The organism is Paenibacillus sp. Y5S-9 (assembly GCF_036894235.1).
Taxonomy (GTDB): domain Bacteria; phylum Bacillota; class Bacilli; order Paenibacillales; family Paenibacillaceae; genus Paenibacillus.
Genome location: NZ_CP145887.1, coordinates 4,461,018 through 4,488,017, shown reverse-complemented (window position 1 = coordinate 4,488,017; position 27,000 = coordinate 4,461,018). Strand labels below are relative to the sequence as shown.

Annotated in this window: 27 protein-coding genes; 21 read left to right on the top strand and 6 right to left on the bottom strand. The window is 45.8% G+C overall.

The window, feature by feature from the left end:
* Window positions 1-4 precede the first annotated feature (4 nt).
* The 3 genes from spoIVB (at window position 5) to V6669_RS19755 (ending at window position 3,718) form a co-directional block, all read left to right on the top strand.
* Window positions 5-1,333, top strand: a complete 1,329-nt coding sequence (gene spoIVB, locus V6669_RS19765) for a SpoIVB peptidase (RefSeq protein WP_338587736.1) — start codon at window positions 5-7, stop codon at window positions 1,331-1,333.
* A gap of 195 nt (window positions 1,334-1,528) precedes the next feature.
* Window positions 1,529-2,335, top strand: coding sequence for a sporulation transcription factor Spo0A (spo0A, locus tag V6669_RS19760; protein ID WP_062835258.1), 807 nt, complete (start codon window positions 1,529-1,531; stop codon window positions 2,333-2,335).
* 426 nt (window positions 2,336-2,761) lie between these two features.
* On the top strand, window positions 2,762-3,718 hold the full coding sequence (locus V6669_RS19755) for a GGDEF domain-containing protein (RefSeq protein WP_338587733.1): 957 nt from the start codon (window positions 2,762-2,764) through the stop codon (window positions 3,716-3,718).
* 185 nt (window positions 3,719-3,903) lie between these two features.
* On the opposite strand, the gene V6669_RS19750 is transcribed toward V6669_RS19755, so the two are convergent.
* The gene (locus V6669_RS19750; RefSeq protein WP_338587731.1) at window positions 3,904-4,716 is read right to left on the bottom strand and encodes a hypothetical protein; all 813 of its coding nucleotides are present in this window, start codon (window positions 4,714-4,716) and stop codon (window positions 3,904-3,906) included.
* Between the two features lie 290 nt (window positions 4,717-5,006).
* On the opposite strand from V6669_RS19750, the gene V6669_RS19745 reads away from it, so the two are divergent.
* From V6669_RS19745 to V6669_RS19725, 5 genes are all read left to right on the top strand, one after another.
* Window positions 5,007-6,881 (top strand): AraC family transcriptional regulator, encoded by a 1,875-nt coding sequence (locus V6669_RS19745; protein ID WP_338587729.1) that lies wholly within the window; start codon window positions 5,007-5,009, stop codon window positions 6,879-6,881.
* A gap of 188 nt (window positions 6,882-7,069) precedes the next feature.
* Window positions 7,070-9,043: an AraC family transcriptional regulator gene (locus tag V6669_RS19740; protein WP_338587727.1), complete on the top strand. Its 1,974-nt coding sequence runs from the start codon at window positions 7,070-7,072 to the stop codon at window positions 9,041-9,043.
* A 159-nt stretch (window positions 9,044-9,202) separates the two neighbouring features.
* The gene (locus V6669_RS19735; RefSeq protein ID WP_338587725.1) at window positions 9,203-10,240 is read left to right on the top strand and encodes an NAD(P)/FAD-dependent oxidoreductase; all 1,038 of its coding nucleotides are present in this window, start codon (window positions 9,203-9,205) and stop codon (window positions 10,238-10,240) included.
* Window positions 10,241-10,635: 395 nt separating this feature from the next.
* Window positions 10,636-11,286, top strand: a complete 651-nt coding sequence (locus V6669_RS19730; RefSeq protein WP_036672336.1) for a hypothetical protein — start codon at window positions 10,636-10,638, stop codon at window positions 11,284-11,286.
* 534 nt (window positions 11,287-11,820) lie between these two features.
* Window positions 11,821-12,297 carry a hypothetical protein gene (locus V6669_RS19725; protein WP_017687614.1) on the top strand — a complete coding sequence of 159 codons (477 nt, stop codon included), beginning with the start codon at window positions 11,821-11,823 and terminating at the stop codon, window positions 12,295-12,297.
* A gap of 117 nt (window positions 12,298-12,414) precedes the next feature.
* Here V6669_RS19725 and V6669_RS19720 read toward each other — a convergent pair whose 3' ends face one another.
* On the bottom strand, window positions 12,415-13,014 hold the full coding sequence (locus V6669_RS19720) for a thymidine kinase (RefSeq protein ID WP_062835251.1): 600 nt from the start codon (window positions 13,012-13,014) through the stop codon (window positions 12,415-12,417).
* A 176-nt stretch (window positions 13,015-13,190) separates the two neighbouring features.
* Here V6669_RS19720 and V6669_RS19715 point away from each other — a divergent pair, with 176 nt between their 5' ends.
* Entirely contained in the window at window positions 13,191-13,403 is a 213-nt protein-coding gene (locus tag V6669_RS19715) for a hypothetical protein (protein ID WP_145148883.1), read from the top strand.
* 8 nt (window positions 13,404-13,411) lie between these two features.
* Here the strand turns inward: V6669_RS19715 and V6669_RS19710 are convergent, their stop codons facing one another.
* Window positions 13,412-13,759 (bottom strand): potassium channel family protein, encoded by a 348-nt coding sequence (locus V6669_RS19710; protein WP_091018111.1) that lies wholly within the window; start codon window positions 13,757-13,759, stop codon window positions 13,412-13,414.
* 65 nt (window positions 13,760-13,824) lie between these two features.
* A complete protein-coding gene (locus tag V6669_RS19705) occupies window positions 13,825-14,136 on the bottom strand; it encodes a DUF2627 domain-containing protein (protein ID WP_036607881.1) in 312 nt (103 codons plus the stop codon).
* Window positions 14,137-14,366: 230 nt separating this feature from the next.
* Here V6669_RS19705 and lpdA point away from each other — a divergent pair, with 230 nt between their 5' ends.
* The 5 genes from lpdA to lipB all read left to right on the top strand — a co-directional run bounded on the left by lpdA (window position 14,367) and on the right by lipB (window position 20,260).
* On the top strand, window positions 14,367-15,791 hold the full coding sequence (gene lpdA / locus V6669_RS19700) for a dihydrolipoyl dehydrogenase (RefSeq protein ID WP_338587718.1): 1,425 nt from the start codon (window positions 14,367-14,369) through the stop codon (window positions 15,789-15,791).
* A 139-nt stretch (window positions 15,792-15,930) separates the two neighbouring features.
* On the top strand, window positions 15,931-16,959 hold the full coding sequence (locus tag V6669_RS19695; protein WP_036607878.1) for a thiamine pyrophosphate-dependent dehydrogenase E1 component subunit alpha: 1,029 nt from the start codon (window positions 15,931-15,933) through the stop codon (window positions 16,957-16,959).
* 2 nt (window positions 16,960-16,961) lie between these two features.
* On the top strand, window positions 16,962-17,948 hold the full coding sequence (locus V6669_RS19690; RefSeq protein WP_017687621.1) for an alpha-ketoacid dehydrogenase subunit beta: 987 nt from the start codon (window positions 16,962-16,964) through the stop codon (window positions 17,946-17,948).
* 47 nt (window positions 17,949-17,995) lie between these two features.
* Entirely contained in the window at window positions 17,996-19,441 is a 1,446-nt protein-coding gene (locus V6669_RS19685; RefSeq protein ID WP_338587715.1) for a dihydrolipoamide acetyltransferase family protein, read from the top strand.
* A gap of 111 nt (window positions 19,442-19,552) precedes the next feature.
* Window positions 19,553-20,260 (top strand): lipoyl(octanoyl) transferase LipB, encoded by a 708-nt coding sequence (lipB, locus tag V6669_RS19680; RefSeq protein ID WP_074095681.1) that lies wholly within the window; start codon window positions 19,553-19,555, stop codon window positions 20,258-20,260.
* A gap of 26 nt (window positions 20,261-20,286) precedes the next feature.
* On the opposite strand, the gene prli42 is transcribed toward lipB, so the two are convergent.
* Entirely contained in the window at window positions 20,287-20,388 is a 102-nt protein-coding gene (gene prli42, locus V6669_RS19675; RefSeq protein WP_017687624.1) for a stressosome-associated protein Prli42, read from the bottom strand.
* 266 nt (window positions 20,389-20,654) lie between these two features.
* Between prli42 and V6669_RS19670 the strand changes: the two genes are divergently transcribed.
* On the top strand, window positions 20,655-21,788 hold the full coding sequence (locus V6669_RS19670) for a M20/M25/M40 family metallo-hydrolase (protein ID WP_338587712.1): 1,134 nt from the start codon (window positions 20,655-20,657) through the stop codon (window positions 21,786-21,788).
* A gap of 150 nt (window positions 21,789-21,938) precedes the next feature.
* On the opposite strand, the gene mciZ is transcribed toward V6669_RS19670, so the two are convergent.
* Complete coding sequence (mciZ, locus tag V6669_RS19665; protein WP_338587711.1) at window positions 21,939-22,073, bottom strand: Z-ring formation inhibitor MciZ; 135 nt, start codon at window positions 22,071-22,073, stop codon at window positions 21,939-21,941.
* A 348-nt stretch (window positions 22,074-22,421) separates the two neighbouring features.
* On the opposite strand from mciZ, the gene V6669_RS19660 reads away from it, so the two are divergent.
* From V6669_RS19660 to V6669_RS19635, 6 genes are all read left to right on the top strand, one after another.
* Entirely contained in the window at window positions 22,422-23,015 is a 594-nt protein-coding gene (locus V6669_RS19660) for an NUDIX hydrolase (RefSeq protein WP_051447058.1), read from the top strand.
* A gap of 2 nt (window positions 23,016-23,017) precedes the next feature.
* Window positions 23,018-24,238: an endonuclease Q family protein gene (locus V6669_RS19655; RefSeq protein ID WP_338587709.1), complete on the top strand. Its 1,221-nt coding sequence runs from the start codon at window positions 23,018-23,020 to the stop codon at window positions 24,236-24,238.
* 162 nt (window positions 24,239-24,400) lie between these two features.
* Window positions 24,401-25,030: a stage II sporulation protein M gene (gene spoIIM / locus V6669_RS19650; protein ID WP_017687629.1), complete on the top strand. Its 630-nt coding sequence runs from the start codon at window positions 24,401-24,403 to the stop codon at window positions 25,028-25,030.
* Between the two features lie 107 nt (window positions 25,031-25,137).
* Window positions 25,138-25,605, top strand: coding sequence for a Fur family transcriptional regulator (locus V6669_RS19645; RefSeq protein WP_090922447.1), 468 nt, complete (start codon window positions 25,138-25,140; stop codon window positions 25,603-25,605).
* A 159-nt stretch (window positions 25,606-25,764) separates the two neighbouring features.
* Window positions 25,765-26,007, top strand: a complete 243-nt coding sequence (locus V6669_RS19640) for a DUF4227 family protein (RefSeq protein ID WP_017687632.1) — start codon at window positions 25,765-25,767, stop codon at window positions 26,005-26,007.
* Between the two features lie 75 nt (window positions 26,008-26,082).
* Entirely contained in the window at window positions 26,083-26,973 is an 891-nt protein-coding gene (locus V6669_RS19635) for a tyrosine recombinase (RefSeq protein ID WP_105599514.1), read from the top strand.
* Window positions 26,974-27,000 lie beyond the last annotated feature (27 nt).

Here is a 27,000-nt window from a genome sequence, read left to right as displayed (position 1 = left end):
GCCATTGAATTCCCCCCTCAGGAAGAAATTGCTAGGTCTTTTATTTGCCTTCTTTCTTTGTGTGATTAGCCAGGCCATTCAGCCTGTGCAAAGTTATGCTTCACTGCCGGATGAATTGCAGGTGTTTGCTGGCAGGCAAGCGGATGTCCGGCTCGCTGTACCTGCTGCTTCAAGCGCCGTTATAGATCGTCCCGATATCGTTGGTTTGGATGATCAGGCAGCGATGCATGTTACCAGGCAACAACCTTTGCATCTTAACCCTCAACAGACGGGACATGCCAAATTAACGTTGAAGTTGTGGGGTAAAATTCCGGTTAAAACAGTCCATGTAAATGTGATACCGGATTTGCGTGTTGTACCCGGGGGTCAAACGATTGGCGTCAAAGTTAAATCGGCAGGCATTCTGGTGGTTGGTCATCATCTGGTCCATTCCGGGCAGGATGAGCGTGTATCGCCTGGAGAAAACGCAGGCATTAAGCTTGGAGATCTGATCACGCATATGGATGGTAAACGCCTTGATGGCGTGGCAGGTGTCTCTGAAGCCGTTGAACTTGCAGGTAAAAGTAAAAAAGGTATTGATGTTGTGTTAAAACGTGGTAAGGAAACGGTTAAGACACGATTGACTCCGGCGTATGACTCCGAGGATCAAGCGTGGAGGCTTGGTTTATACATTCGTGATTCTGCAGCCGGCGTTGGCACACTTACCTTCTATGCTCCCGATCAGGGCGTATACGGCGCACTGGGCCATGTCATCACAGATATGAACACACAAACATCTATTGTTGTGGGTAGTGGTCAGATTGTTCAGTCCAATGTGACGTCCATTTCAAAAAGTGAGACCGGTGATCCGGGTGAAAAACGTGCTCATTTCCTCAAGGAAAGCAAGATTTTGGGCAATATTGAACGTAATACGGCTTTTGGCATCTTTGGTAAAATGTCCGGAAATCCTGAGCACAGTCTCTATTCAAAAGGTATTCCCGTCGCTTTCTCTCATGAAGTGAAAGAAGGACCGGCCGAGATACTTACCGTGGTTGACGGTCAACAAGTTGAACGCTTCTCCATTGACATTGTCCATGTGGCAGATCAAACGGAGCCAGCAACGAAGGGTCTGGTACTTCGCATCACGGACCCGAAACTGCTGGATAAAACCGGAGGTATCGTTCAAGGGATGAGTGGCAGCCCCATTGTACAGAATGGTAAGTTGATCGGTGCAGTTACTCATGTATTCGTGAATGATCCGAAATCGGGTTACGGTTGCTTCATTGAATGGATGTTACAAGATGCTGGCGTTATGATGAAAAAGGAAAACGATAAGAACCTCAAGGCTGGCTAATCAGCCCTGAGGTTCTTTTTTGTCGAAAGCAAACATAATATATCGGATAATGAAATAAATTATTTATTATATAGGATCAAGAAAAAAAAATAAAGAAAAATAATTTTCGACAGGAGGAATTTAACTTGCTGTGTCGAAAATTTAACCTGTAAGGAAATGTACGAAACGATGTTTAATTTAAAGGAGGATACCGTTTTGCAAAAAATTGAGGTATTGCTGGCCGATGATAATCGTGAATTTACGAATTTGCTTGCCGAATATATATCTGAGCAGGAAGATATGGAAGTAACCGGTATTGCATACAATGGAGAAGAAGTACTGCAATTGCTGGAGCAAACTCGGGATGTGCCGGATGTATTGATTCTGGATATTATCATGCCTCATCTGGACGGTCTGGGTGTGCTTGAGCGCTTGCGCAACCTGAACCTGTCTCCACAGCCAAAAGTCATTATGCTTACGGCATTCGGACAAGAGAATATCACACAGCGTGCCGTGCAACTCGGAGCTTCTTATTATATTCTCAAGCCGTTTGACATGGAAGTGCTTGCGAATCGTGTGCGTCAACTGGTTGGAACACAGACCGCGATGTCCACGAGCAGCGGATCATCCATGTTCATGAAATCCAATGTTGTGCCAATGGGCAAACACAAAAATCTGGATGCAAGCATTACGTCCATCATACATGAAATCGGCGTTCCTGCGCATATTAAAGGATATCAGTATTTGCGCGAAGCCATTACGATGGTGTATAACAATATCGAAATTTTGGGAGCCATCACCAAAACACTGTATCCGGCGATTGCCGAAAAATTCAAAACAACGCCGTCCCGCGTCGAACGTGCCATCCGTCATGCCATTGAAGTGGCGTGGACTCGCGGTAACATCGACAGCATCAGCCACTTGTTTGGTTATACAATCAACATCAGCAAGTCGAAACCAACAAATAGCGAGTTCATCGCGATGGTTGCAGACAAGCTGAGAATTGAGCATAAGGTAAGCTGAAAGGGTCAGGAGTAGTGATTGGGCAAGAAATTTTGGATTCAGATTAGATTCTAGCCACATGAATTATGGCGGCTTATATCTGAATTCGTTCATTTCATGCCTGTAAACTTTTGTGAATATATGCCAACGAATACCGTCATTTTATTGGATTAAAGATATCCAATAATTGACGGTATTTTTGGATAACGAAATAACTCAGATCATGATGATGAAATTTAATTTTGCATCATTGTTACTTAATTTTGAGATTAAACAATAAAGAAAGTTCCCTATAGCAAAATTCAGAAAAAGGAAATATTTCATAAACTTTTACCTCCAGTTAACGCTTTTTCAAGTAGAAAGTGGTACGATGTGACCATTGACAAAGACCTACATATATATTTGAAAAGTTCGGATTAGATGCTACGAACAGAGGAGTAGAATAGTATGTTTACGCAAATAGGCAAGATTGCTGAACCGATTCCTGTAGTACAATCTGATACAAAATGTGATATCGTTTTTCATCTTTTCAAGTCTAACCCTAGTCTGGAAGGTATAGCTGTTATGGGGGAGAAGGGTGTGTCATTAATGATGCGGCCCCGATTCTTTCAGCAGATTGGCACCCAGTATGGCTATAATCTGTATATGGGACGTCCTGTAGAACTGGTGATGAACACGCAGGCGCTGGTCGTGGATTATACGGAACAGATTACAGATGTCAGTGTTCTAGCCATGGACCGAGATGAAGGGGAAATATATGATCTTGTGTTGGTCACGTCAGGGGAAAGTTTCTATGGAGCTGTGAGTATTCGACGTTTGCTACTCGCTGTTGCTGACGTACGGGCTGAAATGGCGATATTTATGAACCCACTGACTGGCCTTCCAGGTAATCATATCATAGATGAAAGGCTGTCTCAGGCGCTTCAGATGGACCATTTTAGCGTACTGTACGTTGATCTCGATCAGTTCAAATCTTACAATGATAGCTATGGCTTCAAAATGGGGGATCAGCTTATTCAGGCGACAGCTAACTTGCTTCGTAAGCTATTTGTTCCGCCTGAAGCTTTTCTTGGACATATCGGTGGTGATGATTTTATTACAATCCTGAATCACCATGATTACAAACATATTAGTGAGGAAGTCATCTCAGGTTTTGAGGAAATGAAAAAGACGTTTTACAACGAACATGATTGGCATAATCAATATGTTCTGGGAGAAGGGCGTTCCGGGCTGAATCGGCCCATTCCTCTCGTGTCGGTATCTATCGCCGTTGTAACCAACAGCAAGCAAAAATATGAAAACATTGATCAGATTATTGATGAGGCCACACGCATCAAAAAAGGTTGTAAAGCGATTGCTGGAAGTATCATCTGTGCCAATGATACCGCCAGTACTCCGTGTTAGACATAAGAAATAATCATAGTAGCTACAACTACTAAAGTTAAAGATACAAGAAAAACCGCTACTTATCAGGAGTTAGTCACCTGTAATAGCGGTTTTTCTATTATGTGATGCCAGTCGAGTGCTGTGTTGCGAAAACACTTCAACCTCATTATGTATACATATTAATATGTTTGATCAATGTGTACTTAGATTCGAATATCGACGGATGGATATGAAGTAGCAGGAGATGTAGAAGCTGTAGTTTGCGGACTGTTTCCTGATTCCTGATCTGTGGTTCCGCCATCTGACGGGTGCTCCTTACTTCCTGTTTTCTTTCCGTCATTAATTTCCTGATCTTCTTCACCAGATGTTGCAGAGATAGGTGGTTGTATTCCTTTTTTAGGTGCGGGCTGATGGATCTCTTCCACCAGTTCCCCAATCTTCTGATTGACCTTATTTAACTGGGAGTTGATGTCCTGGACGGTCTCTCGCTTTGCCTGAAAGACGGTGCGTTCTGAATTTTCCAACATCATTGATTTGCCTAGATCGAGATCATTTGCGGGAGGATTGATCTCTAGAACAAGTCGGTCGAATCGGGTCTCTCCTTCAGTGGTCTGAATGGAGCCCTGCATGCGATCGCGCAAACCGACCAGCTTACCCAATTGATCATAAGTCTGACTATGCTTGATTAGGTGATCCAGTGAAGGGGCTTGTGCCTCGTCGGTTGGTTTGGGTTGTTGCTGTTGAGTCTTTTCGGGCTGTCTTAATTTGTTCTTTTCTTGCAATTCCTCTGCTTTAATTTGGGCAATCTGGCTGTCGATCTGGGAAATGGAGCTTGTTAAGGATTTAATCCGTTGAGCTTTGGTTTTGGTATCCAACTCGTCATTAGTTTTTACACTTTGCATTTCTTCATTGAGCCGGATCTTCTGCTGCATGAGTCCCTGAATTTCTTTATCCCGACTGGAGACTTGATTCCCGGGAGTGAAACTGCTTTTGGTTGCAGATGAGATTGAATTCATATCCTCTGTTCTCCTTCTACTCTTTATCATGGTTCTATTTACATATATCGGATTTTAAGAGAAGGATTTGAATAGCTCTTTTTCGTCTGAATGGATTCATATACATCGGTTGTATTGCGTACTTCATCATAATAATTGATAATGGTTATCAATAAGTGGGTAGAGACAGACACAATTTATGTAGACGGAGATGGGTTAGCAAAATGTGGAATGATTATTATATCCTCTGGAACTATGCTGCGGTGAGTATAACAGATATCCGTTACATGGAATTAGAGGCATATGAAAAGATGAAATACAAATTTCCGACAAGTACCTTTGTACTCACCATTCAAGGTGATGCTGGAGTGACGATTGACAATCAAACATATGACGTGAGTCGCTTTTATGTTCTCCATGGGGGAAAAGGGAGTAAGTTGGTGATTCAAGCAGGCGAATCCGGATTGCGCCTATATTACTTGATGTACAAAGCAAACCTACCTAGTGGAGGGAGAAACGATCTGGGAAGGTTAATGGAGCGAATCAATCCGTTCCAAATGAACTATGGCTTTACCCCCAATACGCCAACCATTTTATATGAGCAATTGAAACAGATGCACGTTTTGTGGGATCAAAAGAACCCCATTCATCACTTTCAGGCCAAGAGTTTGTTCTATGCATTTGTGGAGCAGATCTCATCACAGATTCCTCGTATATCCAATCGCTATCCAAGTATGTTGGATCAGGTCAGCAAAGTCATTGAAATTGTAGAGTCTTCCTACACTCAGCCACTTACGCTTCATGTTTTGGCAGAAATGATTGGTACCAGCCCCAGAAGTTTGTCACGCAAGTTCAAACAGTCGACTGGAACCAGTCCCATCGATTATCTGATTCAGTTTCGTTTGTTCAAAGCAAAGGAGATGTTGCTGCAAACAGACGCCACGTTGGATGAGATTGCAGCCGGCATCGGTTATCCGGATGGATATTATTTGGGACGTATGTTCAAGAAACATACAGGTCTTTCTCCTTTGCAATTTAAAGAAAAGACCTCAGCACCCTTATATTGGCCTGATCTGACATTAGGCATGGCGCGAAATGACATTTTCAGAGGTGGAAGTGGAAGGTATGTTTATACTGATGGTGATAATCATTATCAATATAAGCATGGAGGGTCAATAAATATGAACAGACAGACAAGAACGGGAATGCTACTTAGTATTCTATTAAGTCTTACATTACTGTTAAGTGCCTGCTCTACAGGTGTTGCCAGTAATTCGAGTGGGGATGCTTCCGGAAGCAATAATACGTCAAGTTCTACTAAGACAGTAACAGCGGAGAATCAAAGCAAAACATCGGAACCCCGCACAGTCTCAACGGTTAAGGGAGATATTACAATCCCGGCTGAACCTAAACGGATTGTGGTTGACTTGTATTTGGGAAGTCTGATCGCCCTAGGGATCAAACCTGTGGGTACACCCGAGATGAACCTCAAAAATCCGTATTTTATCAAATCACTTGAGGGTGTGCAGAATATTGGTGAATATGAAACCATTTCGCTCGAAAAGGTGTTGGAACTTGAACCGGATCTCATTGTGACAGGTAATCCTGATTTATTTGATTCCTTTAGCAAAATTGCACCTACCTTGGTTGTACCTTATGGCGAATTGAAAAACACCCACGAAGAAATTGCCTATTTCGGTGAAGTCCTGAATAAAGAAAAAGAATCTGAGGCATGGTTAACCGATTATGACGCAAGAATTGCAGATGCCAAGAAGCGCGTTCATGAGGCGATTGATCCGCAGGCCGAGGTGTCGGTCATGCAGTTCTATGATAAAGCACCGTTGGCCTTTGGTGATAATTTTGGTCGGGGAGGTCAGGCAGTCTACAGCGCGCTCGGGCTGAATCCTCCTGCAGATAAAAAAGAGATTTTAATGAAGGATCAACTGGTTGAAGTTTCATCGGAAGCGATTCCTGAGTTCGCCGGAGACTACATCATTCTAACAGCAGATAATCTGACCCTGGAAGAGTTGAAATCGAAACCGGTCTGGAGTTCACTGGATGCTGTTAAAAATGATCGTGTGTTTATCTGGAGCCCGGATCGTTCATGGTACTTTGACCCGATTGCAACATTGGACCAAACAGAGGAATTGGCCGCCTGGTTTACGAAGATCTCTGAACCAAAATAAGCATAACAAGTGATGGATGAGATGAAATCCAATTCCACTCTAAATTACAGTTGATAATGAAAATTATTATCATTTATAATAAAGGTATATTAGTGAACCTCTGCTACACATATGTTATCGTATGTGTGGCAGAATGATGACCTTGTAAGGCCTTTATTCCGGGTGAGGTTGGGATTGGAGAGTATTCGATGCAATTAGACGAACAGATGAAATGCTGGAATCATGCCGCTGTTAAGGTTCTGGATATACGCCGAATCGTTATGGAGGCAGGGGCACAACTGAGTTCTTACACACTTCCGGCAAATGGTTTTATATATACGATTCGAGGAGCGGCTGTGCTTCAGTTGGATGGACAAACATACAAGGCTGAGCGGTTCTACATGCTTCATGGGGCGAAAGGATCTTCACTGGATATCCAAACCAACGAAGATTTTGAATATATTCTGCTCTATTACAGAGCATTCCTTGCCTTTCCTAGTTATCGTAAAAAGTGGTTATTGGCACAGCCGGAAGTTGCGCCGTTCTCTTTGCAATATGGATTTGCACCGAGCAGTCCGCTGGGGTTGTTACGTTACCTTGATGAGCTTGAGGATGCATGGATTCAATCTGGGAGTTTGGATCTGCTTCATACAAAAAGTTTATTTTACCAGTTCATTCATGAAATGATGGTTCAGTTGGCAGAGCAGGAGATCAAAACAGAGCTTGCTGACCCGGTGAAACAAACACTTCGTTATATACAGAACCATTATAGGGAACAGGTCACGCTTGATTTCCTGGCTGAACAATTCAACTACAGCTCCCGTCATTTATCCATGCAATTCAAACGACAGACGGGTCACAGTCCCATTGATTATTTAATTCAGACCCGAATCGCTAAGGCTCGCAATCTGCTTTTGCGATCTGATGCAACGCTGAGTGAAATTGCAGCAGAAGTAGGTTATTCGGATGTGTATTATTTTAGTCGTATCTTCAAAAAACATGTGGGGATCTCTCCGATACAGTATCAACGAAAGATGAGAGAAGAAGCGAGAACAGAGGATCGTCCATTGGTAATCTCTGAATCGTCCATTGGCCGAAGATGGAAGTCGGGATATATTGATTATGAGAATCATTATCAATATATAGACGGAGGGTCTACACCAATGAAAAGAAGAAAAACAAGTTCCAGTATGATTATGGTTGCCTTATTGAGCATAACGATGCTCCTCGCAGCCTGCTCTTCGGGTACAGCAACAACACCAGCAGCTGGCGAAGGAACGGGTGCCAGTTCCAATAACAGCAGTACGGCAGTATCATCAGATACAGGAAGCCAGACGAACAAAGACAATGAAACACGCACGGTCTCAACGGTTAAGGGCGATGTAGTTGTTCCAGCGAATCCAAAACGGGTTGTTGTGCTGTATCTCCAGGGAGACGTTGTTGCGCTTGGGATTAAGCCAATTGCTACATCTGAAGTATTCAACGGAGCTGCCTACAAGAGTGAGCTTGAAGGTGTAAATTCACTAGGCACCTGGTTCGAACCGAATCCTGAAGCTGTCATTGACCTTGATCCGGATCTGATCATTGTTCCTTCAGAAGAGACGTATACGTTGTTAAAGGATATCGCACCTACGGTATATATTCCATACGAGAAAATGACAACAGAAGAAAGACTCCAGAGTATAGCGAGTATTTTTGGCAAAGAACAGGAAGCTGAGACATTAATCAATAATCTCAATAGCAAAGTCGAAGAGAGTAAGCAAACACTAGCAGATGCAGGCATATTGGACAAAACGGTTTCCATTGTGGAGGGCGGTTTGAAAGGTATGGTTGTTGTAGAGAGCAAGCAATATGGCCGAGGATCTCAGGCACTATATGAATACTTGGGGATGAAAGCACCTGAAGTGGTACAAAAGAAAATTGATGTAGTTTCGGAAGCGGGAGGCTCTAATCTATCCATGGAAGTACTGCCTGAATATATCGGGGACTACGTGTTTCGTTCGGTGTATGAAGGGGCAGATAACCTTACGGATGATCCAATATGGAGTAGCATCCCGGCTGTTAAAGAAGGTCGCCTAATTGAAATTGATTTTGATTTCTTCTACTATTCGGATATCTATTCAATCAATAAACAAATTGATTTTGTCGTTGAAAAGCTGTTGGCGGCTCCAAGAGCCCAATAGTAAAGAGCAGATGTGTTCGTAGAATTTTTGTACAAGAAATGTTTGTTTTTTAGCCATTGTAATTTGATAAGATTACCATTACACTAGGATTTAAGTGATAATGAGAATCGATATCAAATACTCGATGTTCTGGATCGAATTAACGGAGGTATTTTTAATATGAATCAGCAGTTGGAACTTTATGATGTAACCATTATCGGCGGTGGCCCTGCGGGCATGTACTCTGCCTTTTATAGCGGCATGCGAGATATGAAGACCAAGTTGATTGAGGCACGTGACAGATTGGGAGGTCGCATGCTCTTTTATCCGGAGAAAATGATCTGGGATGTCGGGGGTGTGACGCCAATTCTGTGTGAAGATCTGATCAAACAATTGGAAGAACAGGCAAAAACTTTTGAGCCAACCCTCGTATTTGAACAACAGATCGAAGGATTCGAGCGTCAACCTGATGGCACAATTCTGCTAACTTCTGCAACAGGTGAGCAACACTGGACACGTACCGTCATTATGGCAATCGGATATGGTATATATAAAATGGCCAAGCTGGAGCTTGAAGGTGCAGACCGTTACGAGGTCAGCAATCTGCACTATACCGTGCAAGAACTGGAGCCATTCCGTGGTAAACGCGTGTTGATCTCGGGTGGAGGCGACTCTGCTGTGGACTGGGCGAATGAACTGGAAGCCCTGGCAGAGCAAGTAACGGTTGTGCATCGTCGTGACCGCTTTGGCGGGTTGGAGCGTAATGTACTGCGTATGAGAGAATCCTCTGTAGATGTCCGTACACCATATGCGGTAGAGACCTTGCATAGTATGAGTGGTGATGTGATTGAACAGGTGACCATCTCACACGTGGACACAGGTGAAACTGAACTGCTTGAAGTCGATGCTGTCATTGTAAATCACGGCATGAAGAGTGACTTTGGTCCAATCCGGGATTGGGGACTTGATCTTGGCGAATGGCATGTCACTACAACGGAGAGATTGCAAACCAATATTCCCGGTGTTTTTGCCGCAGGTGATTTTGTAGATTATGGTAGCAAACTGTATTTGATTGCTGGTACTTTCACTGATGCAGCCCTAGCGGTAAACAGTGCAAAGCTTTACATGGACCCTGAAGCGGAAAAAGTGGCTTATGTTTCTTCCCATAACAGTCGCTTTAAGGAGAAAAATAAAGCTCTTGGCGTTGTAGAAGAATAAAGGTCTGCGATCGGTTATATTAAGATGACTTCGGGTTCATTCCGAAGTCATCTTTTTTGCATAAAATGGGTAATAAGAAGGCATAATTGCACAAGATAGAACAGGCTTAGAATTGAACATGAACCGCCAAATGTCTATAATAAGCCTGAGAAACTGTGGAATAACAACTATATAAATTGAAATAATCATTTACACGATAACGGAGAGGACAGAAAAAATCTGAAAAAGCGAAGCGGGCGCCTTTATCACCGGATTTTCCCTTGAGAAAAAGGGAATCGAAAAAATCTGGGGATAACAGCGATTGGAAGATTGTTCTGTCATCGTAGTGCCAGTGTAAATAAACTTTAATTCAACTTATATAGATACTATAACTAGATCAGAGTGGAGTGCAGCGTATGAAAAAGGGATCACAGCCACAACGAGGTTTCACCTTCATCCAGCGGTGGTTCAAACGATCTGATAAAAAAAAGATCAAATGGTCTGAAATGTATCTCGCACTGGCTGGCGCGCTTCATCGCTTGTTGGTTGAAGGTCGGCGTGAACGCTCAGCAGCCAAACGGCTGCATCAGGACTTGCCTATTAACGTGTTGGGCGAGATGAAGCTAGAGCCAGGGGATATTGTGTACACGCCAAGCTCAGAATCAACGTATTACGCCGGGCATATGGGCATTATCGGTCTCGACGGAAAAGTGTATCATGTGCATCCTTATGGGCCTGTATTTGCTGATTCATTAGAGTGGTATCTCACGCGTTTTTATGAAGGAGATCGCTTTATTGTATTCCGTTCCAGACTGAATGAGGCAGGCATGAAAGCAGCCGGGTGGGTACATGACCATTACAAGCAGGTGAAATTCTACCGTTTGCAGACCAATTTGCGCAGTATTGAGCGCAATTATTGCTCCAAGTTTATATATCAGGCTTATCAGTTCACATCGGGACTGGATCTGTGGAGCCGCAAATTTACCCGAATGAATCAGGGGTATATCTATCCATTTCGAATTGAGCGCTCATCAGAGCTGGACGTTCTGGGAACTTTTTATAAATAAGGCTGGAACCGACTAAAATACTGTTCTTCCGAAAAAAAGGAGAGCAGGTTCTGTCGGTTTTTTTTATATGTGTAGAGATTAAAAACAGGAAAAACGCTCAAAACGTCGAATAGATTATGAGATAGGCACGCACAACTTGGAATCGTATACATAAAAAAAGGCGAGATAATTTTTAGCCCAGAGTAAAAAAATGACTACGAAGTAGACGAACAAGAAAGAGTGAAGCGAGATGAAATGGCCGGGTTTCTTACAACGATTCCGACCGAACAAAAACGTGGTTAAGCTATCGGACTATATCCCAAAAAAGGAAAGGAGGCACTACTGTTCCATATGCAAGAAAAACGTTAAATCGGTCGTGCATTATGCGGCGCCACAGGGAAATGTTTCAGGTGTATGCAGTTCTTGTAAGTCTTTGGCGGATGAACGTGGAATGTTTCCCATTTAATAAGAAGAGATGCGCTCAGGAAATAAGAATTTTTTGATTTATGCGCGTTTTTGTAGTACATTAGCAAATGTATTCGAAGGAGGATTCTAATGTACTCAGGTAGACAAGACGATACTTTATACATCATGACCTACACCTTAAACAGCGGTATCAAGGGTACGGTTCCACTGTCTAATAAGCAGATTATTGAGTGGCTGGATTGCTACAGAAATGAGAAGCGCTTCGTGACCGAAATCGGCAAGGAGTTTTTTGGATTGAATGCAGGATTGGTAGCAGACTTCAAGGTTCAAAATCATTTATCGGATTATCAGCAGACCATTATGCCTACACAGCAGCAGGATAACCTGGAACGCTTGTCCAGTGCTTATAAATCAACCGAGTTATTAATGAAGATTGATTGTAAATGTGGCACGGCTTATGTGACGGAATCCCCATACAAGCGCACAAAATGGTACTGTACAAAGTGTAAAGAGATTGTATTTTTGGATGCCAAAAAAGGAATGGTGGAAACGTCGCGTGGTGACGCTTACTACATGACCAACAAATATTTTGTTTCCCGTGACTAGCGGGAAGTGACTCTGGAAGCATCGCTGCGAAGCGGTGCTTTTTTGTGCGAATGTTTGCTCTATAACAAAAAAAGCCCCAAGGGGCCTTTTTGGAAGATATCAAAAATCTTTTAGCAATTATGATGAGCATTCAACTTTGTGAGGAGGAATGAAGCAGCAACGACAGCGTGGCTCGTAAGCTTCTGAATCGCCAATCATGACAACCGGACCCAAGGTAACAGGCTCCCCATTGACGATACGTTGCGTAAAGGCTGCATCCGGGCTGCCACATACCGCACAGAAAGCCGAGAGTTTCTCAATGTCGTCTGCCATGGCAAGCAAACCGCCGACATATCCGAATTCCTTACCACGGTAATCCATATTAAGTCCGTCCACAATGACATGTTTGCCACAATACGCTAACTCCGAGACAAGTTCCATAATGGCACTGCTGAAAAATTGTACTTCATCAAATGCAACAACATCAGCATCTATGGTTTGGTTCAAGATCATTTCTACGGATTCCGGGGTTAATTGCCGGGGAATGGAATGGGCAGGGAGTCGATAACCAATTCGGCTTACGATCTCGTCCTGGGCAAACCGATCATCCTCGGCTGGTTTGTAGGCCACAACCTTTTTACGGCCAAATTGTATTAATTTCTGACAACGGCGAATGAGTTCACCGGATTTTTCACTGAACATGGGTCCAGTAATTACGGTAATACGTCCTGTTTGCACGGTGCTGCTACTCCTCTCACATACGGGATTCAACAAAAAAAGCGACCATTACAGAGTACCACAAAATCTTTGGAAAGAGCCAGAACTAATCTGCGCAGCTTTGTGTTACTATATGGATTGTTAAGGTATTGGTTACGGTAGCTAATTAACAGGAGTTGTGAAAAGAGGTGTTTAGTATGAGTGAAGCATTAACATCACTTCAAAATCGATATGAAAGCTTGAAAGAGCAGGGGTCTCTAGATGAAGCGTCGCAGGTATTATTTGCAGAACTGTTCGCAGAAGCGGAGCGACTGCAGGCAAGTAACCTGACGTTGCGTAGAACGATCTTGAAGTCTTCTTCCAAAGAATCACGTATGTCTACCAAACTGCGGGATGCCTTATACGAATGACCCGGAGATTACTCAGGGTCCTCTTCTGTCTTTAATTTGCGAGGGAATAGAATACCTGCTGTAATTCTGGCAATCATGGCAAAGGTGAGACCAATGCCTGCAAACATGTAGATCACGGTAAAGGCTTTGCTGAATCCGGTGGTTGGCACAAATTCAGGATGTCCCACCGTAGTCAGAGTAACCGCACAGAAGTATAACGCATCGATCCAGTGCAGACCTTCAACACGAGTGTAAAACAAAGTGCCTGACAGCAACGTTGCTGTCGTTAATGCAAACAAAGCCAGAAACTTGGGGTCTTTGAACGCATGGAAAATGCCTTTGAGCAATCGTTGTAACGTGATTAGAAATGATACCATGATGATCCATCCTGTCTATGTAAAGTTGTCGGTATGTGTTGTATAAACACACAAAAAGCCCGGACTCATGGAGTCCTTCCGGGCGTCTCTGCTTTTTCGGGTACACTTTTGGACCGGAAACGGGGACCTACATAATTACGCTTGCGGTCACGGAACAAGATCCAGCCTCCCAGAAAACTCATACCTGCGGCAAAAAGGACAAGTCCACCGCCAAAGGAAAGCCACTGGAACCCTGGTGAAATCAGTTCGTTCCCGTGCTCAGCATAATATAGGAACAGGGCATCTTTCATCATCAGAAAACCCTTCATTGCCATTAAACCGGGGATGACCAGAACAACAATTGCCAAAAATCGCGCAAAGACCAATCTTGTATTCATGAGCATTATACCCTTTCTGCCAAAGTCGACATTAAATAAAGGTTACGCTTACAGATCATACCTGATTCCATCATAGCTTGGAATGCATAGGCTGTCCATGTGTGATTGCTTCAAACTTTGAGTTGACCGCTTAAGGAGAGTACAATGGCATATAGAGGGTATAAGCTAAACCATGATTTAAGCCATCATAAATTATATTGAAATTTGATTCATAGAGGAGAGCATGAGAGATGCCAATTACATGTGATGTTGCAATTCTTGGAGGAGGAACCGGTGGATATGTAGCCGCAATCCGGGCTGCACAGCTGGGGAAACAGGTCGTTATCATTGAGAAGGACAAGCTTGGCGGTACCTGTCTGCATCGTGGCTGTATTCCGAGTAAAGCTTTGCTGAAAAGTGCGGAAGTATACGCTGAGATCCAGGAGAGCGAGACGTATGGTATCGAGACAGCTGGAGCCACACTTGTATTTCCCAAAGTACAGGCACGCAAGGATGCAATTGTGGAACAGCTCCATCAGGGCGTTCAATATTTGATGAAAAAAAATAAAATTCAGGTTGTACACGCGAAAGGTCGCGTCATCGGACCATCCATCTTTTCACCGCAGAGCGGAGCAGTCGCTGTGGAGTTTGAAGATGGCGAGATGGATACGGTAGTTCCAACCAATCTCATCATTGCGACTGGTTCGCGTCCACGTGTGCTGCCGGGCCTGGAACCGGACGGCAAGTTCATAATGAGCAGTGACGAAGCCCTGCGTATGGATGAACTTCCTGCATCACTCATCATTGTCGGTGGGGGTGTGATTGGACTGGAGTGGGCATCCATGCTGAATGATTTTGGCGTAGACATCACAGTGGTTGAAGCAGCTGCTCATGTGTTGCCTGCCGAGGATGAGGATGTTGCCAGAGAAATGCAGCGATTGCTCGGCAAACGAGGTGTTCGTTTCCTGACAGGTGCCACTGTTCTAACGGAAACATATAACACGGATCAAGAGGGCATCCAGATTGATGTGCAGCTTGGTGACGATAAGCAGGAGACACTGAGAGCGGAGAAAATGCTCGTGTCGGTTGGACGTCAGGCTAATGTCGAAAATATCGGACTCGAAAATACAGATATCAAACTGGAGCGTGGGTTCATCGCTGTGAACAAACAGTTACAGACCGGCGAAGGTCACATCTATGCCATTGGTGACTGCATCGGCGGTCTACAGCTTGCACATGCTGCAAGTCATGAAGGCATTCTCGCTGTGGATCATCTGGCGGGCGAAACGGTACATGCCGTAGAATCCCATCGCATCCCGCGCTGTGTGTATACACGTCCGGAAGCAGCAAGCATCGGATTTACCGAGCGAGAAGCCAAAGAACGTGGCTATGATATTAAAACAGGCAAGTTCCCATTTTCGGCCATTGGCAAATCGCTTATTCACGGAAGTCGGGATGGATTCGTGAAGGTGATCGCAGATGCCAAGACGAATGATATATTGGGGGTACATATGATTGGCACCCATGTGACGGAATTAATCGCTGAGGCTTCTCTGGCTCAGATGCTGGATGCCACACCTTGGGAAGTCGGACAAACCATTCATCCGCACCCTTCTCTGTCGGAAATAATGGGTGAAGCCATGCTGGCGGTCGATGGAAAGGCCATTGGAATGTAAGCCAAACAAGCTTATGAGAAAGGTCCTTTCCTTTTTTGGGTAAAAGGGATTATAATAAGGTTAAGCCAAGTCTTAGTACCAGGTTATAAGATCGGGTAGTAAGAGTGGCACAGGCTCTGATTAAAAGGAGGTACCTCATATGAGTTCACAAGGTACTGCAGACGCGGTCCATCGGCATCAACAGCTGGGACTTAGCGATGGTGAAGTATTGGATATGTACAAATACATGCTGCTCGCACGCAAGTTTGACGAGCGTTGCTTGCTCTTGCAACGGGCTGGCAAAATTAACTTTCACGTATCCGGTGTAGGACAGGAAGCTGCGCAAGTAGGCGCTGCTTTTGGTCTGGATCGGGATCACGATTATTATTTACCTTATTACCGCGATTACGGCTTTGTACTGGCGGTAGGCATGACTCCGCGTGAGTTGATGTTGTCTGCTTTTGCGAAGGCAGAAGATCCGAATAGTGGCGGTCGGCAAATGCCGGGTCACTTCGGTCACAAAAAGCTGCGGATTGTGACGGGTTCCAGCCCGGTTACAACACAGGTTCCGCACGCTGTTGGATTTGCGCTGGCTGCCAAGATGAAGAAGCAAGAATTTGTTTCTTTTGTTACGTTTGGCGAAGGATCAAGTAATCAGGGTGACTTCCACGAGGGAGCCAACTTTGCGGGTGTGCATAAATTGCCTGTCATTATTATGTGTGAGAACAATCAATATGCAATTTCGGTACCGATTCACAAACAGTTGAGCGGCAAAATATCCGATCGAGCACAAGGATACGGGTTCCCTGGACTGCGTGTAGATGGAAACGATGCATTAGAAGTATACGCTGCAGTGAAGGAAGCGCGTCGCCGTGCCATAGCCGGAGAAGGCCCAACACTGATTGAAGCGATGATGTATCGGTTGTCACCTCATTCCACCTCCGATAATGATCTGGCTTATCGGACCAAAGAGGAAGTTGAGGAGAACTGGAAGAAAGATGGCGTTCCTCGCATGAAGAACTACTTGATCGATTGCGGCATCTGGGACGAAGCCCGGGATGCGGATCTGGCTTCGCAGCTTGCGATGGAAATGAAAGAAGCAACTGAATATGCAGACAACGCGCCATATCCTAAACCTGAGGACACTCTGACGCACGTTTATGCGGACAGCGAAGAAGGGGGACGGTAAGTATGGCAGTGATGGAATATATTGATGCAATCCGTCTCGCGATGAAAGAAGAGATGGAACGGGATGAGAATGTTTTTATCCTTGGTGAAGACGTAGGTCTTAAAGGTGGTGTGTTTACCACAACTAAAGGACTGCAAGATCAGTTTGGCGAAATGCGAGTGATGGACACACCTTTATCTGAATCCGCTATTGCAGGTGTTGCCATTGGTGCAGCGATGTATGGCATGAAGCCGATTGCCGAAATGCAATATTCGGACTTCATGTTGCCGGCAACCAACCAGATCATTAGTGAAGCGGCGAAGATCCGCTATCGTTCCAACAATGACTGGAGTTGTCCGATTGTTATCCGTGCGCCGATTGGTGGCGGGATCTTCGGTGGGTTGTATCACTCCCAATGTCCGGAATCGATTTTCTTTGGTACACCTGGTCTGAAAATTATAGCTCCCTACTCGGCATACGATGCCAAGGGACTGCTCAAGGCCGCTATTCGCGACCCGGACCCGGTACTCTTTTTTGAAAATAAAAAATGCTACAAGCTTATCAAGGAAGATGTGCCTGAAGATGATTACATCGTTCCGATTGGTAAAGCCAACGTACTTCGTGAGGGTGCGGATATTACGGTGATCGGTTACAGTCAGCCGCTACATTTTGTAATGCAGGCGGCTGAGGAGCTGGAGCGTGAAGAAGGCATTACAGCACACGTCCTGGATCTGCGCACATTGCAACCGTTGGATCGTGAAGCGATTATTGCTTCCGCTCGTCTGACAGGCAAAGTGCTGATTGTACACGAAGATAACAAAACGGGTGGTGTAGGTGCCGAAGTTGCTGCAATTATTAGTGAGGAATGTCTATTTGAACTGGATGCACCGATTCAGCGTCTCTGCGGACCTGATGTGCCGGCCATGCCAATTAGCCCAACATTGGAGAAATTCTACATGCTGAGCAAGGACAAAGCCAAAGCAGCAATGCGTACACTTGCCGAGTTTTAATTTCGTTATTTGGATCGTTTAAAAGTAAAGTTTGGAGTGATAATCAAATGGCTGAACGTATGAAATGGATCGAGGTCATTATGCCGCAATTGGCGGAATCGCTGGTCTCGGCTACCATAGGCAAATGGTTGAAAAAACCGGGCGACCGTGTGGAACAGTACGAGCCGATCTGTGAAGTAATCACTGATAAAGTTAATGCCGAGATTCCATCCACTGTGGATGGAATTATGGGTGACCTTTTGGTGGAAGAGGGCACAACGATTGCTGTTGGTGAAGCAATCTGCCGCATGCAGGTCGCAGCTTCTGACGAAGAAGCGGCCGAGCAAGTAACACAAGTATCGCAGCAACAGGAGCAAGTGCAGCAACATGCGAACCCTACTCCTGTTGCCGCGTCAAATACAGCAGCACATGATCCCAACCAGCCGATGCGCAATCGGTATTCCCCGGCAGTGCAATCCTTGGCAGCAGAGCATGGCTTGAACTTGCAAAGCATCCAAGGCACTGGAGCCGGTGGTCGTATTACCCGCAAAGATGTGCTGGCATTTGTTGCACAGGGAGGTAACGCGGCTGGATCGTCTGCACAAGCATTATCTCCTGCAGCGCAGCATACACCTTCTGGTGTGCCGTCTGCTTCTCCATTCAGCGGAGTGAATCGTGGAAATGGAGAAATGGGTTTAACCGCTGGAGAAGCGATCTCAGCGTCTGATGCAGGTGTTCCTGTGAGACATTCAGGCATTCATCTAACCGAAAGTCCGAAAATTCCACAGATCGAAGTGGAAGGTGGCGGTCAGGGAAGATCGGAGTATTTCATCGATGTTACCCCTGTGCGTAATGCCATTGCCCGGAACATGCGTCAAAGCGTATCGGAAATCCCGCATGCATGGACGATGATCGAAGTGGACGTAACAAATCTTGTGATGCTGCGTAATAAACTCAAGGATGAGTTCAAGCGTAAGGAAGGCATCAATCTGACATATCTGTCCTTCATGATGAAGGGAGTCGTTAACGCGATTAAAGACTACCCAATCATGAACTCGGTATGGGCAGTGGACAAAATTATCGTCAAACGGGACATTAACCTGTCCATGGCGGTAGGAACCGAAGATTCCGTACTTACACCCGTAATCAAACATGCCGATCAGCGAAATATTGCAGGTCTGGCCCGTGAAGTGGATGAACTGGCTCGCAAAACACGTGAAGGTACGTTGAAGCTTGACCATATGCAAGGTGGTACGTTCACGGTGAACAATACGGGTTCATTTGGTTCGATCCTGTCCCAGCCAATCATTAACTACCCGCAGGCAGCAATTCTTACATTTGAGTCGATTGTCAAGAAACCAGTGGTTATTAATGATATGATCGCTGTTCGTTCGATGGCTAACCTGTGTCTGTCGCTGGATCACCGAATACTGGATGGCGTAATCAGCGGACGTTTCTTGCAACGTGTCAAAGAAAACCTTGAAGGATATACCATGGAGAGCAAGGTGTATTAAGTAAATAGTTGTCGGGGAAGTGTATGTGCCGCAGGCCGTGCACTTTTCCTGCTGTCTACGGACAGGTGCTCAATTGTACACTGAACCTGAAGCAGAAGGGTGTGGGGAATCATGAGCAAGCCGCTGGATGTTGCATACATACCAATGCTTGATTATGAAGAGGCTTGGAACCGCCAGAAAGCGATTGTGCAGCGATTGGACGAGGGCGAGGGAGCGGAGCAGATGCTGCTTTTACAACACCCGCCTACGTATACGATCGGCTCACAAAATCATCCGGAGCATCTGCTTCTCAGTCCGGAAGAGTTGCGTGAGCAAGGGATTTCTTTGTTTCAAATTGACCGCGGCGGTGATATTACTTATCATGGCCCGGGCCAGTTGGTAGGTTACCCGTTATTGATTCTTGGTCGGGATGAAGACCTGGATCTGCACGGCTATTTACGGAAACTTGAGCAGGTACTTATGGATTATCTCGCAGACCAGGGCATCGAAGCCGGACGCAAAGAGGGTTACACGGGTGTGTGGATTGGCGATATGAAGATTGCTGCAATTGGCATCAAGTTTAATCGCTGCAAACACCGCCGCGGTTTTGTGACCAGTCACGGCTTTGCTTTTAACATCAGCTCAGGCATTCAACATGCAGGTTTTCAGGGGATTGTTCCTTGTGGGATTGAGCAGTATGGCGTTACCTCACTGGAGGATATAACAGGCAAGTCCTATGCGGTGGAGCAGGTAGCGCAGGAGATTGTTCCGTACTTTAATCGTATTTTTCCATATGAGATTAATTGGGTCACGGAAAAAGAAGCCCTTCAACGTCTGTAAACAGTTCGTCGAAAGGCTTTATGTTGCTATCCGAACAGCAACGGTTCGAGAGCGATGAAAAGGGTGGACCCGATCATGGCGATCAGCATGAGATAGATGATGATTTTGAACCATTTCTTTTTTTGCATGATGAGAGAACTCCTTTCAACATAAAGTGTATGTTCAAAAAGACTGGTTTTCAGTACCAAGAAGATGGGATGAAGCTAGAAATGGAGTAGCGGAGCGTAGGGAAAACTACGTGAGCAACGGACATTTCGGCTGAATTCCATATTCGATGCTGATGATGCCGCCAGGCATCCTTCGTAATCAAAAGCAGACTTTTTGAACAACCTCATAAAATAAACAAGCCATAGTAATTGTATTGTACCGTATCCACGAGAGGGAGGAAAGTCCTATGATTAAACAACAACGTGTTATCGATCAGTTCATGGAACTGGTGCAGATTGATAGTGAAACGAAAAATGAACAGAACATCTCGAAGGTGTTAAAAGAACAGTTTGCAGAGCTTGGTCTTCATATCTATGAGGACGACACGATGGAGCAAACCGGACATGGCGCCGGAAATCTCATCATTACCTGGGAAGCCGAAGGAACAGAAGGGGTTGCACCGATCTTTTTCACATGTCATATGGACACCGTGACGCCAGGACAGGGAATTAAGCCTGAACTGGGTGAAGATGGCTGGATTCGCAGTGATGGAACAACGATCCTGGGAGCAGATGACAAGGCTGGGATTGCGGCGTTGTTCGAAGCGATTCGTGTGATTCAGGAAAATAACATTCCGCATGGCAAAATTCAATTGGTCATTACAGTCGGCGAAGAGTCTGGCCTGGTGGGTGCACGTGCGATGAATCCGAAGGATATTGATGCCGAGTTCGGTTATGCGCTTGACTCTAATGGAGCTGTAGGCACGATCTGTGTAGCTGCACCAGCCAGAGCTGAAATTCAAATGAGCATCTATGGGAAGTCCGCACATGCGGGCGTGAACCCGGAAGACGGAATCAGCGCCATTCAGGTTGCAGCCAAAGCAATTGCAGCGATGACACTGGGCAGAATTGATGATGAGACGACAGCAAACATTGGCAAATTCCAGGGTGGATCACCACTCAACGTGGTATGTGACTTTGTACAGCTTGAAGCGGAAGCCCGCAGTATTGTGCAGGAGAAAGTCGAATTGCAGGTTGCACAGATGCGTGACGCGCTGGAAACGACATGTCGCAAATACGGTGCAACGGCTGAATTCAAAAGTGAGATTCTGTATCCTGCATTTGGCTTCCATGATGAACACGAAGTTGTACAGCTTGCACAGCGTGCCATCCGCAGTATTGGGCTGGAGACCAGTACGTTTGCTTCCGGTGGTGGCAGTGATGCCAATATCTTTAACGGATTCGACATTCCAACAGTGAACTTGGCGGTAGGGTATGAGGATATTCATACGACCAAAGAACGCATTCGTGCCGAAGACATTGTGAAGTTGTCTCAGGTAGTCGTAGCTATTATTCAGGAAACGGCAGCTGACAAGAAATAATATAGAGCGCATGTTACCTCACATGTTGTTAGACAAAAGTCCGAACCCGGTCTATATCGGATTCGGACTTTTTGCGAATTCATGTTATATTTCAAGGGAGAAGACTCGTTAATTTAGGGTCAAAAATGAAACAATGGATCGATTACCCATTCATTTACGTCCAGCGAGCAGATCGATTAACTTGGCATCCGGGCCCCACTCGCGCAACCATTGTTTGAGTACGAGCTGTACTTGCCGGGCTTGTCCTACCACGTGTACGGATTGAGGCGTCATATAACTGTTCATCGAAAGTCCCCCTGATTCGTTTATATTTGCTGTGAGAATTCTATACGCTCACCATATGCCCAAAATCAGAGAATTATACATTCATCGAATATATAAATTGAGCTAATCCTTTACACAAGAACGGAGAGGACAGAAATAACCAAGAGAAGCGGAGCGTTCGCCTAAAAGCTTTCTGAAAGAAAGCTGCATCGTAAGCATAAGCTATAACCAAATTTTATCTATTAGAGAAAGAAATCAAAAAAATCTGGGGATAACAGCGATCGAAGGGTTGTTCTGTCATCGGAGTGGTTAGTGTAAATATTTTTAGTCCATTTATATATAATCCTACGATATGGAGTTGAAGAACAAATGAAACCAAACCAATCTGCCCAATCCATCCATGCAGCACAACCTGCCAATCCAAAGCTGGATGAAGTGACCGTATCCACCAAGCCAATCTTCGAGGGCAAAGTGATTTCACTTCAAGTCGATACCGTTAAACTGCCAAACGGCCAGACGGCTACACGTGAGATAATCCGGCACCCTGGAGCGGTAGCTGTACTCGCTCTGAATGGGGATCGCATGCTTGTAGTGGATCAGTATCGTCAGGCAATGGGACGCACCGAAGTGGAGATTCCTGCGGGAAAATTGGACCCGGGAGAAGAGCCCGAGGTTGCCGCAGCACGTGAATTGCGAGAAGAGACGGGATATGTAGCCAAGTCGCTGCGTCATTTGCGTTCGTTTTACACGTCACCGGGGTTCGCAGATGAGATCATTCATCTTTACATCGCTGAAGAGTTGGAAGCAGGGGACATGGCGCTGGACGAAGATGAATTCCTTGAAGTTGCCGAAATAACTCTGGAGGAAGCCTATGCGCTTATGGACGAGAACCGGATTAGCGATGCCAAAACGATGATGGCTGTGTACGCGTGGGACCTTTACAGAACGACAGGACGGTTCTAGGCATGCAAGACCAACTGGAAACGTCCACGATGTGGGATCCCTGTTACACAGATCTGCATATTCACATTGGACGAACCTCACGCGGTGAGGCTGTTAAAATCAGCGGCAGTCGCGATCTGACATTTGAGAATATTGCTCGGGAAGCATCGGATCACAAAGGAATTCATTTGCTTGGTGTTATTGATTGTCACTCTCCTGTTGTACAGATGGATATTGAGCAATTGCTGGAGAGTGGTACCATGTCCGAGATTGAGGGAGGCGGCATTGCCTACCAGGACACCACCATTTTGCTGGGTACAGAGATTGAGTTGCGCGAGCCTGGAATGCGTGAGTTCCATATGCTGGCGTATTTCCGTGATCTGAAAACGATGAAGTCCTTCACGGACTGGATGAAACGTTATATGAAAAATGTGAACCTCAGTTCTCAGCGGGTGTACGTGCCCGCTCTAGAGATGCAGGCTGAGATTAAGGCACGTGGTGGGCTTATTGTGCCTGCACATGTATTTACACCGCATAAAGGCATCTATGGCAGTACTGCGCCCCGTATGGGCGATGTCTTGGATACCCGTCTTGTGGATGCTGTCGAGCTGGGGTTAAGCTCGGACTCATCCATGGCTAGTTATATTCGGGAGTTGGATCATGTCCCGTTCCTGACCAATTCGGATGCTCATTCACTCGGTAAGATTGGACGGGAGTATAACGAACTGCAAGTTGCTGCCCCTTCTTTTGATGAATTCCGTATGGCACTTCAAGGAGAAGCCGGCAGGAAAATTGCGGCCAATTATGGACTGAATCCAAGGCTGGGCAAATACCACCGTACTTACTGTGCAGCATGTGGCAGCATTATGGACGAGCAAGCGATGTCAGCAGAGCGTTGTCCGCACTGTGGCAGTCTGAAGCTGGTGCAGGGGGTGCTGGATCGCATCCTGGCGATCTCTGATCGAGAGAGTCCTCATGTTCCTGCAAACAGACCGGCCTATCATTATCAGGTACCACTGGAGTTCATCCCCGGTCTTGGCAAAGCCAAACTGCGCCAGCTACTGGACCATTTTGGTACGGAAATGAATGTACTTCATCGCACCAGAGAGGAAGAGCTTGATGCGGTTGTTGGACCTGTGCTGGCAGGCCTGATTGTGGCTGCACGGAACGGACAACTGGAGCTGTCCTCCGGAGGTGGCGGTACGTACGGAAAGGTTGCTGTTCAGGAAAAAGCTTCGGAGTGACCCGTGTAAATATTCTGTAGTTCAACTCATATTAGCTTTGGCTTTACAGAGGTCCAATCTGGACAAGAAGTCATACAGGCGCACTCCGGTTCATAAGAATGACTATGAGGATGGAATTGAGAATCCTTGCAGCATGATACCGGAAAGGGGACTCGTACCTGTATGCGCTCTTCCTACTTTACATTTAAAGGTCAGACTTCGTTATATGTATTCGTGGCTGTCTTGTTTCTGGTCGGCGTCATTTTTGGCGCGCTCATGGTGAACGCATTGTCTCTTGAGCAACGTCAGGATCTGGAGGGTTATCTCGGCAATTTCTTCATGACCGTGCAGCACAGTGCACAGGTGACAGAGACCGGGGCATATTGGGACATTGCCATGCTCCATCTGAAATGGGTGGGTCTGATCTTTATTCTGGGTTTATCCGTCGTTGGACTGCCCGGTATACTGGTTCTGGATTTTCTGAAAGGTGTGCTCATTGGATTCACAGTGGGGTACCTTGTTGGGCAGTATTCCTGGAAAGGGCTGCTGTTTGCACTGGTTTCCGTGGCGCCGCATAATCTATTTGTCATTCCGATCCTCCTGATCTGCAGTGTGGCGGCGATGACGTTCTCGTTATACATCATTCGCAATCGTGTTTTAATGCAGCGAACACCTGGTCGACAAAGGCCTTTTGCTTCATATATAGTGTTAACTTTGGTTATGGCTGCACTGCTGCTCGGTGTGGCGTCTTTTGAAACATGGGTTACACCTGCGATGATGCGCTGGGTCACGCCAATGCTACTACCGGCCTAACGTGTATCGTATAGTGTAAAATGTTGACTTTAATTACGCACTCCCCCTATAATGAAAAGAGTGGGTTAAGTTGCAGTGTGCAGTGATTTCCTAGGGGGAGGGAGAAAATGGAAGCACGGATTGATAAAATTAAGCAGCAACTACAGTCCCAAGGATATAAATTAACGCCCCAGCGGGAAGCCACCGTAAGAGTACTTCTTGAGAATGAAGAAGATCATCTGAGCGCAGAAGACGTATTCATGCTCGTTAAAGAAAAGGCTCCCGAAATCGGTCTGGCAACCGTGTACCGTACCCTCGAACTGCTGAGTGAGCTGCATGTTGTAGAGAAAATCAACTTCGGCGACGGTGTAGCGCGTTATGATCTGCGCGGAGATACATCCAAGCATCACCATCATCACTTAATCTGTGTTCAATGCGGAAGTATGGATGAAATACGTGAAGACTGGCTTGGACCGCTTGAAGAGCGTTTGGAGCGGGAATTCAACTTTTCGGTAGTAGATCACCGACTGGACTTTCATGGAATTTGTTATCGTTGCAAAGCTAAAAATGAACAGAAACCCAAAGATGAAGAATAACATAGCATATCTTCAAGCTCTCACCGGCGGTTTTGACGGGAGAGCTTTTTTGGCACCGGACATGATCTGGAGTTTCCCCCGGATGGCATAAACCTGTGTTTATGGACATACCCTGATTCAAGGACAATACCGGATTCGAATCAGGAGGGGGACGCGCCCATGATTATATCAGTGCGGAGAGGGCTCCGTTTTATTCGATTTATTATATTTTTTGCTGCATTAGTTTATCTGTTCTATCATGTTCTGGATCTGTTTAATGGTTGGATCTCACCTGTGGATCAATATCAGATGCCGACTGGCAATGCAATCAAAGTATTTCAGGAAACGGATTGGCCGGGTAATGGAGAAGGACGTCCTACGATGGCAGAGCGTCTCCGTTTGTTCTATTGGTACGGGGAGTAGCTTCAAACAGCCAGGGATGCAAATACGGGAGCAGTCTGCCAGAACGGCAGGTCTGTCAGTTGAGGAGCGTTGTACATGAAACAGACGATACACGCCTATGCCTTATACTTGGAAGATGATAAAGGGATGTCGAGCAGCACGCTTGAATCGTATCTCCGAGACGTGGACAAGTTCATTGAATTTGCAGATAAGGAATATGGCATACGCGAAGCCGATCAGGTCAGACGCACACATGTCGTCCTGTTTGCAGGTCAACTCAAACAGGCAGGACGTGCCAATGCAACCATTGCCCGCAGCATCGTATCTCTGCGCTCCTACTTTCATTTTTTGATGCGGCGGGGTGATATTATACAGGACCCTACGTTTGATGTGGAAGCTCCCAAGGCGGACAAGACGCCACCACAGGTGTTAAGTATCCAGGAGATCGAACAACTGCTGACAGCGCCTGATATTCGTTCACCGCAGGGTGTGAGAGATCGAGCGATGCTTGAACTGTTATATGCTACGGGTATTCGGGTCTCGGAACTGATTGCCCTTGACATTCGAGATGTTCAGCCAGGCATGCGCTTTATCCGATGCGGTGGGGCGGGCAAGGAACGTATCCTTCCCATCGGTGCACCAGCAGCACATTGGGCAAGTGTATATGTGGAGGAATTCCGCAACAAGTTGCTCAAAACCGATTCGGACGAGCAGGCACTATTCGTGAATGTATCCGGCAGACGTTTGACCCGGCAGGGCTTCTGGAAGCTGCTCAAAAAAGCAGCGGTGGACGCGGGAATCTCGGAAGAAATTACGCCGCATACGCTGCGTCATTCGTTTGCGGCGCACCTGATTGCCAATGGGGCGGATACACGTGCGGTTCAGGACATGCTGGGTCACGTGGAGCAGCCTGGACAACAATACGGCAATCATGGTCGCAAAACCATGAAAGAAATCTATGAAACCCATCATCCGAGGGCAAGATAGATTTTGACGCAGGGCATTCACAAATAA

What these genes read in the sequence shown, in the direction of transcription:
- V6669_RS19755 (WP_338587733.1), top strand. Translation starts at nt 2,762, where the DNA reads ATGTTTACGCAAATAGGCAAGATTGCTGAACCGATTCCTGTAGTACAA.
- V6669_RS19750 (WP_338587731.1), bottom strand. Translation starts at nt 4,716, where the DNA reads ATGAATTCAATCTCATCTGCAACCAAAAGCAGTTTCACTCCCGGGAAT.
- V6669_RS19745 (WP_338587729.1), top strand. Translation starts at nt 5,007, where the DNA reads ATGAAATACAAATTTCCGACAAGTACCTTTGTACTCACCATTCAAGGT.
- V6669_RS19740 (WP_338587727.1), top strand. Translation starts at nt 7,070, where the DNA reads ATGCAATTAGACGAACAGATGAAATGCTGGAATCATGCCGCTGTTAAG.
- V6669_RS19735 (WP_338587725.1), top strand. Translation starts at nt 9,203, where the DNA reads ATGAATCAGCAGTTGGAACTTTATGATGTAACCATTATCGGCGGTGGC.
- V6669_RS19730 (WP_036672336.1), top strand. Translation starts at nt 10,636, where the DNA reads ATGAAAAAGGGATCACAGCCACAACGAGGTTTCACCTTCATCCAGCGG.
- V6669_RS19725 (WP_017687614.1), top strand. Translation starts at nt 11,821, where the DNA reads ATGTACTCAGGTAGACAAGACGATACTTTATACATCATGACCTACACC.
- V6669_RS19715 (WP_145148883.1), top strand. Translation starts at nt 13,191, where the DNA reads ATGAGTGAAGCATTAACATCACTTCAAAATCGATATGAAAGCTTGAAA.
- V6669_RS19710 (WP_091018111.1), bottom strand. Translation starts at nt 13,759, where the DNA reads ATGGTATCATTTCTAATCACGTTACAACGATTGCTCAAAGGCATTTTC.
- V6669_RS19705 (WP_036607881.1), bottom strand. Translation starts at nt 14,136, where the DNA reads ATGAATACAAGATTGGTCTTTGCGCGATTTTTGGCAATTGTTGTTCTG.
- lpdA (WP_338587718.1), top strand. Translation starts at nt 14,367, where the DNA reads ATGCCAATTACATGTGATGTTGCAATTCTTGGAGGAGGAACCGGTGGA.
- V6669_RS19695 (WP_036607878.1), top strand. Translation starts at nt 15,931, where the DNA reads ATGAGTTCACAAGGTACTGCAGACGCGGTCCATCGGCATCAACAGCTG.
- V6669_RS19690 (WP_017687621.1), top strand. Translation starts at nt 16,962, where the DNA reads ATGGCAGTGATGGAATATATTGATGCAATCCGTCTCGCGATGAAAGAA.
- V6669_RS19685 (WP_338587715.1), top strand. Translation starts at nt 17,996, where the DNA reads ATGGCTGAACGTATGAAATGGATCGAGGTCATTATGCCGCAATTGGCG.
- lipB (WP_074095681.1), top strand. Translation starts at nt 19,553, where the DNA reads ATGAGCAAGCCGCTGGATGTTGCATACATACCAATGCTTGATTATGAA.
- prli42 (WP_017687624.1), bottom strand. Translation starts at nt 20,388, where the DNA reads ATGCAAAAAAAGAAATGGTTCAAAATCATCATCTATCTCATGCTGATC.
- V6669_RS19670 (WP_338587712.1), top strand. Translation starts at nt 20,655, where the DNA reads ATGATTAAACAACAACGTGTTATCGATCAGTTCATGGAACTGGTGCAG.
- mciZ (WP_338587711.1), bottom strand. Translation starts at nt 22,073, where the DNA reads ATGAACAGTTATATGACGCCTCAATCCGTACACGTGGTAGGACAAGCC.
- V6669_RS19660 (WP_051447058.1), top strand. Translation starts at nt 22,422, where the DNA reads ATGAAACCAAACCAATCTGCCCAATCCATCCATGCAGCACAACCTGCC.
- V6669_RS19655 (WP_338587709.1), top strand. Translation starts at nt 23,018, where the DNA reads ATGCAAGACCAACTGGAAACGTCCACGATGTGGGATCCCTGTTACACA.
- spoIIM (WP_017687629.1), top strand. Translation starts at nt 24,401, where the DNA reads ATGCGCTCTTCCTACTTTACATTTAAAGGTCAGACTTCGTTATATGTA.
- V6669_RS19645 (WP_090922447.1), top strand. Translation starts at nt 25,138, where the DNA reads ATGGAAGCACGGATTGATAAAATTAAGCAGCAACTACAGTCCCAAGGA.
- V6669_RS19640 (WP_017687632.1), top strand. Translation starts at nt 25,765, where the DNA reads ATGATTATATCAGTGCGGAGAGGGCTCCGTTTTATTCGATTTATTATA.
- V6669_RS19635 (WP_105599514.1), top strand. Translation starts at nt 26,083, where the DNA reads ATGAAACAGACGATACACGCCTATGCCTTATACTTGGAAGATGATAAA.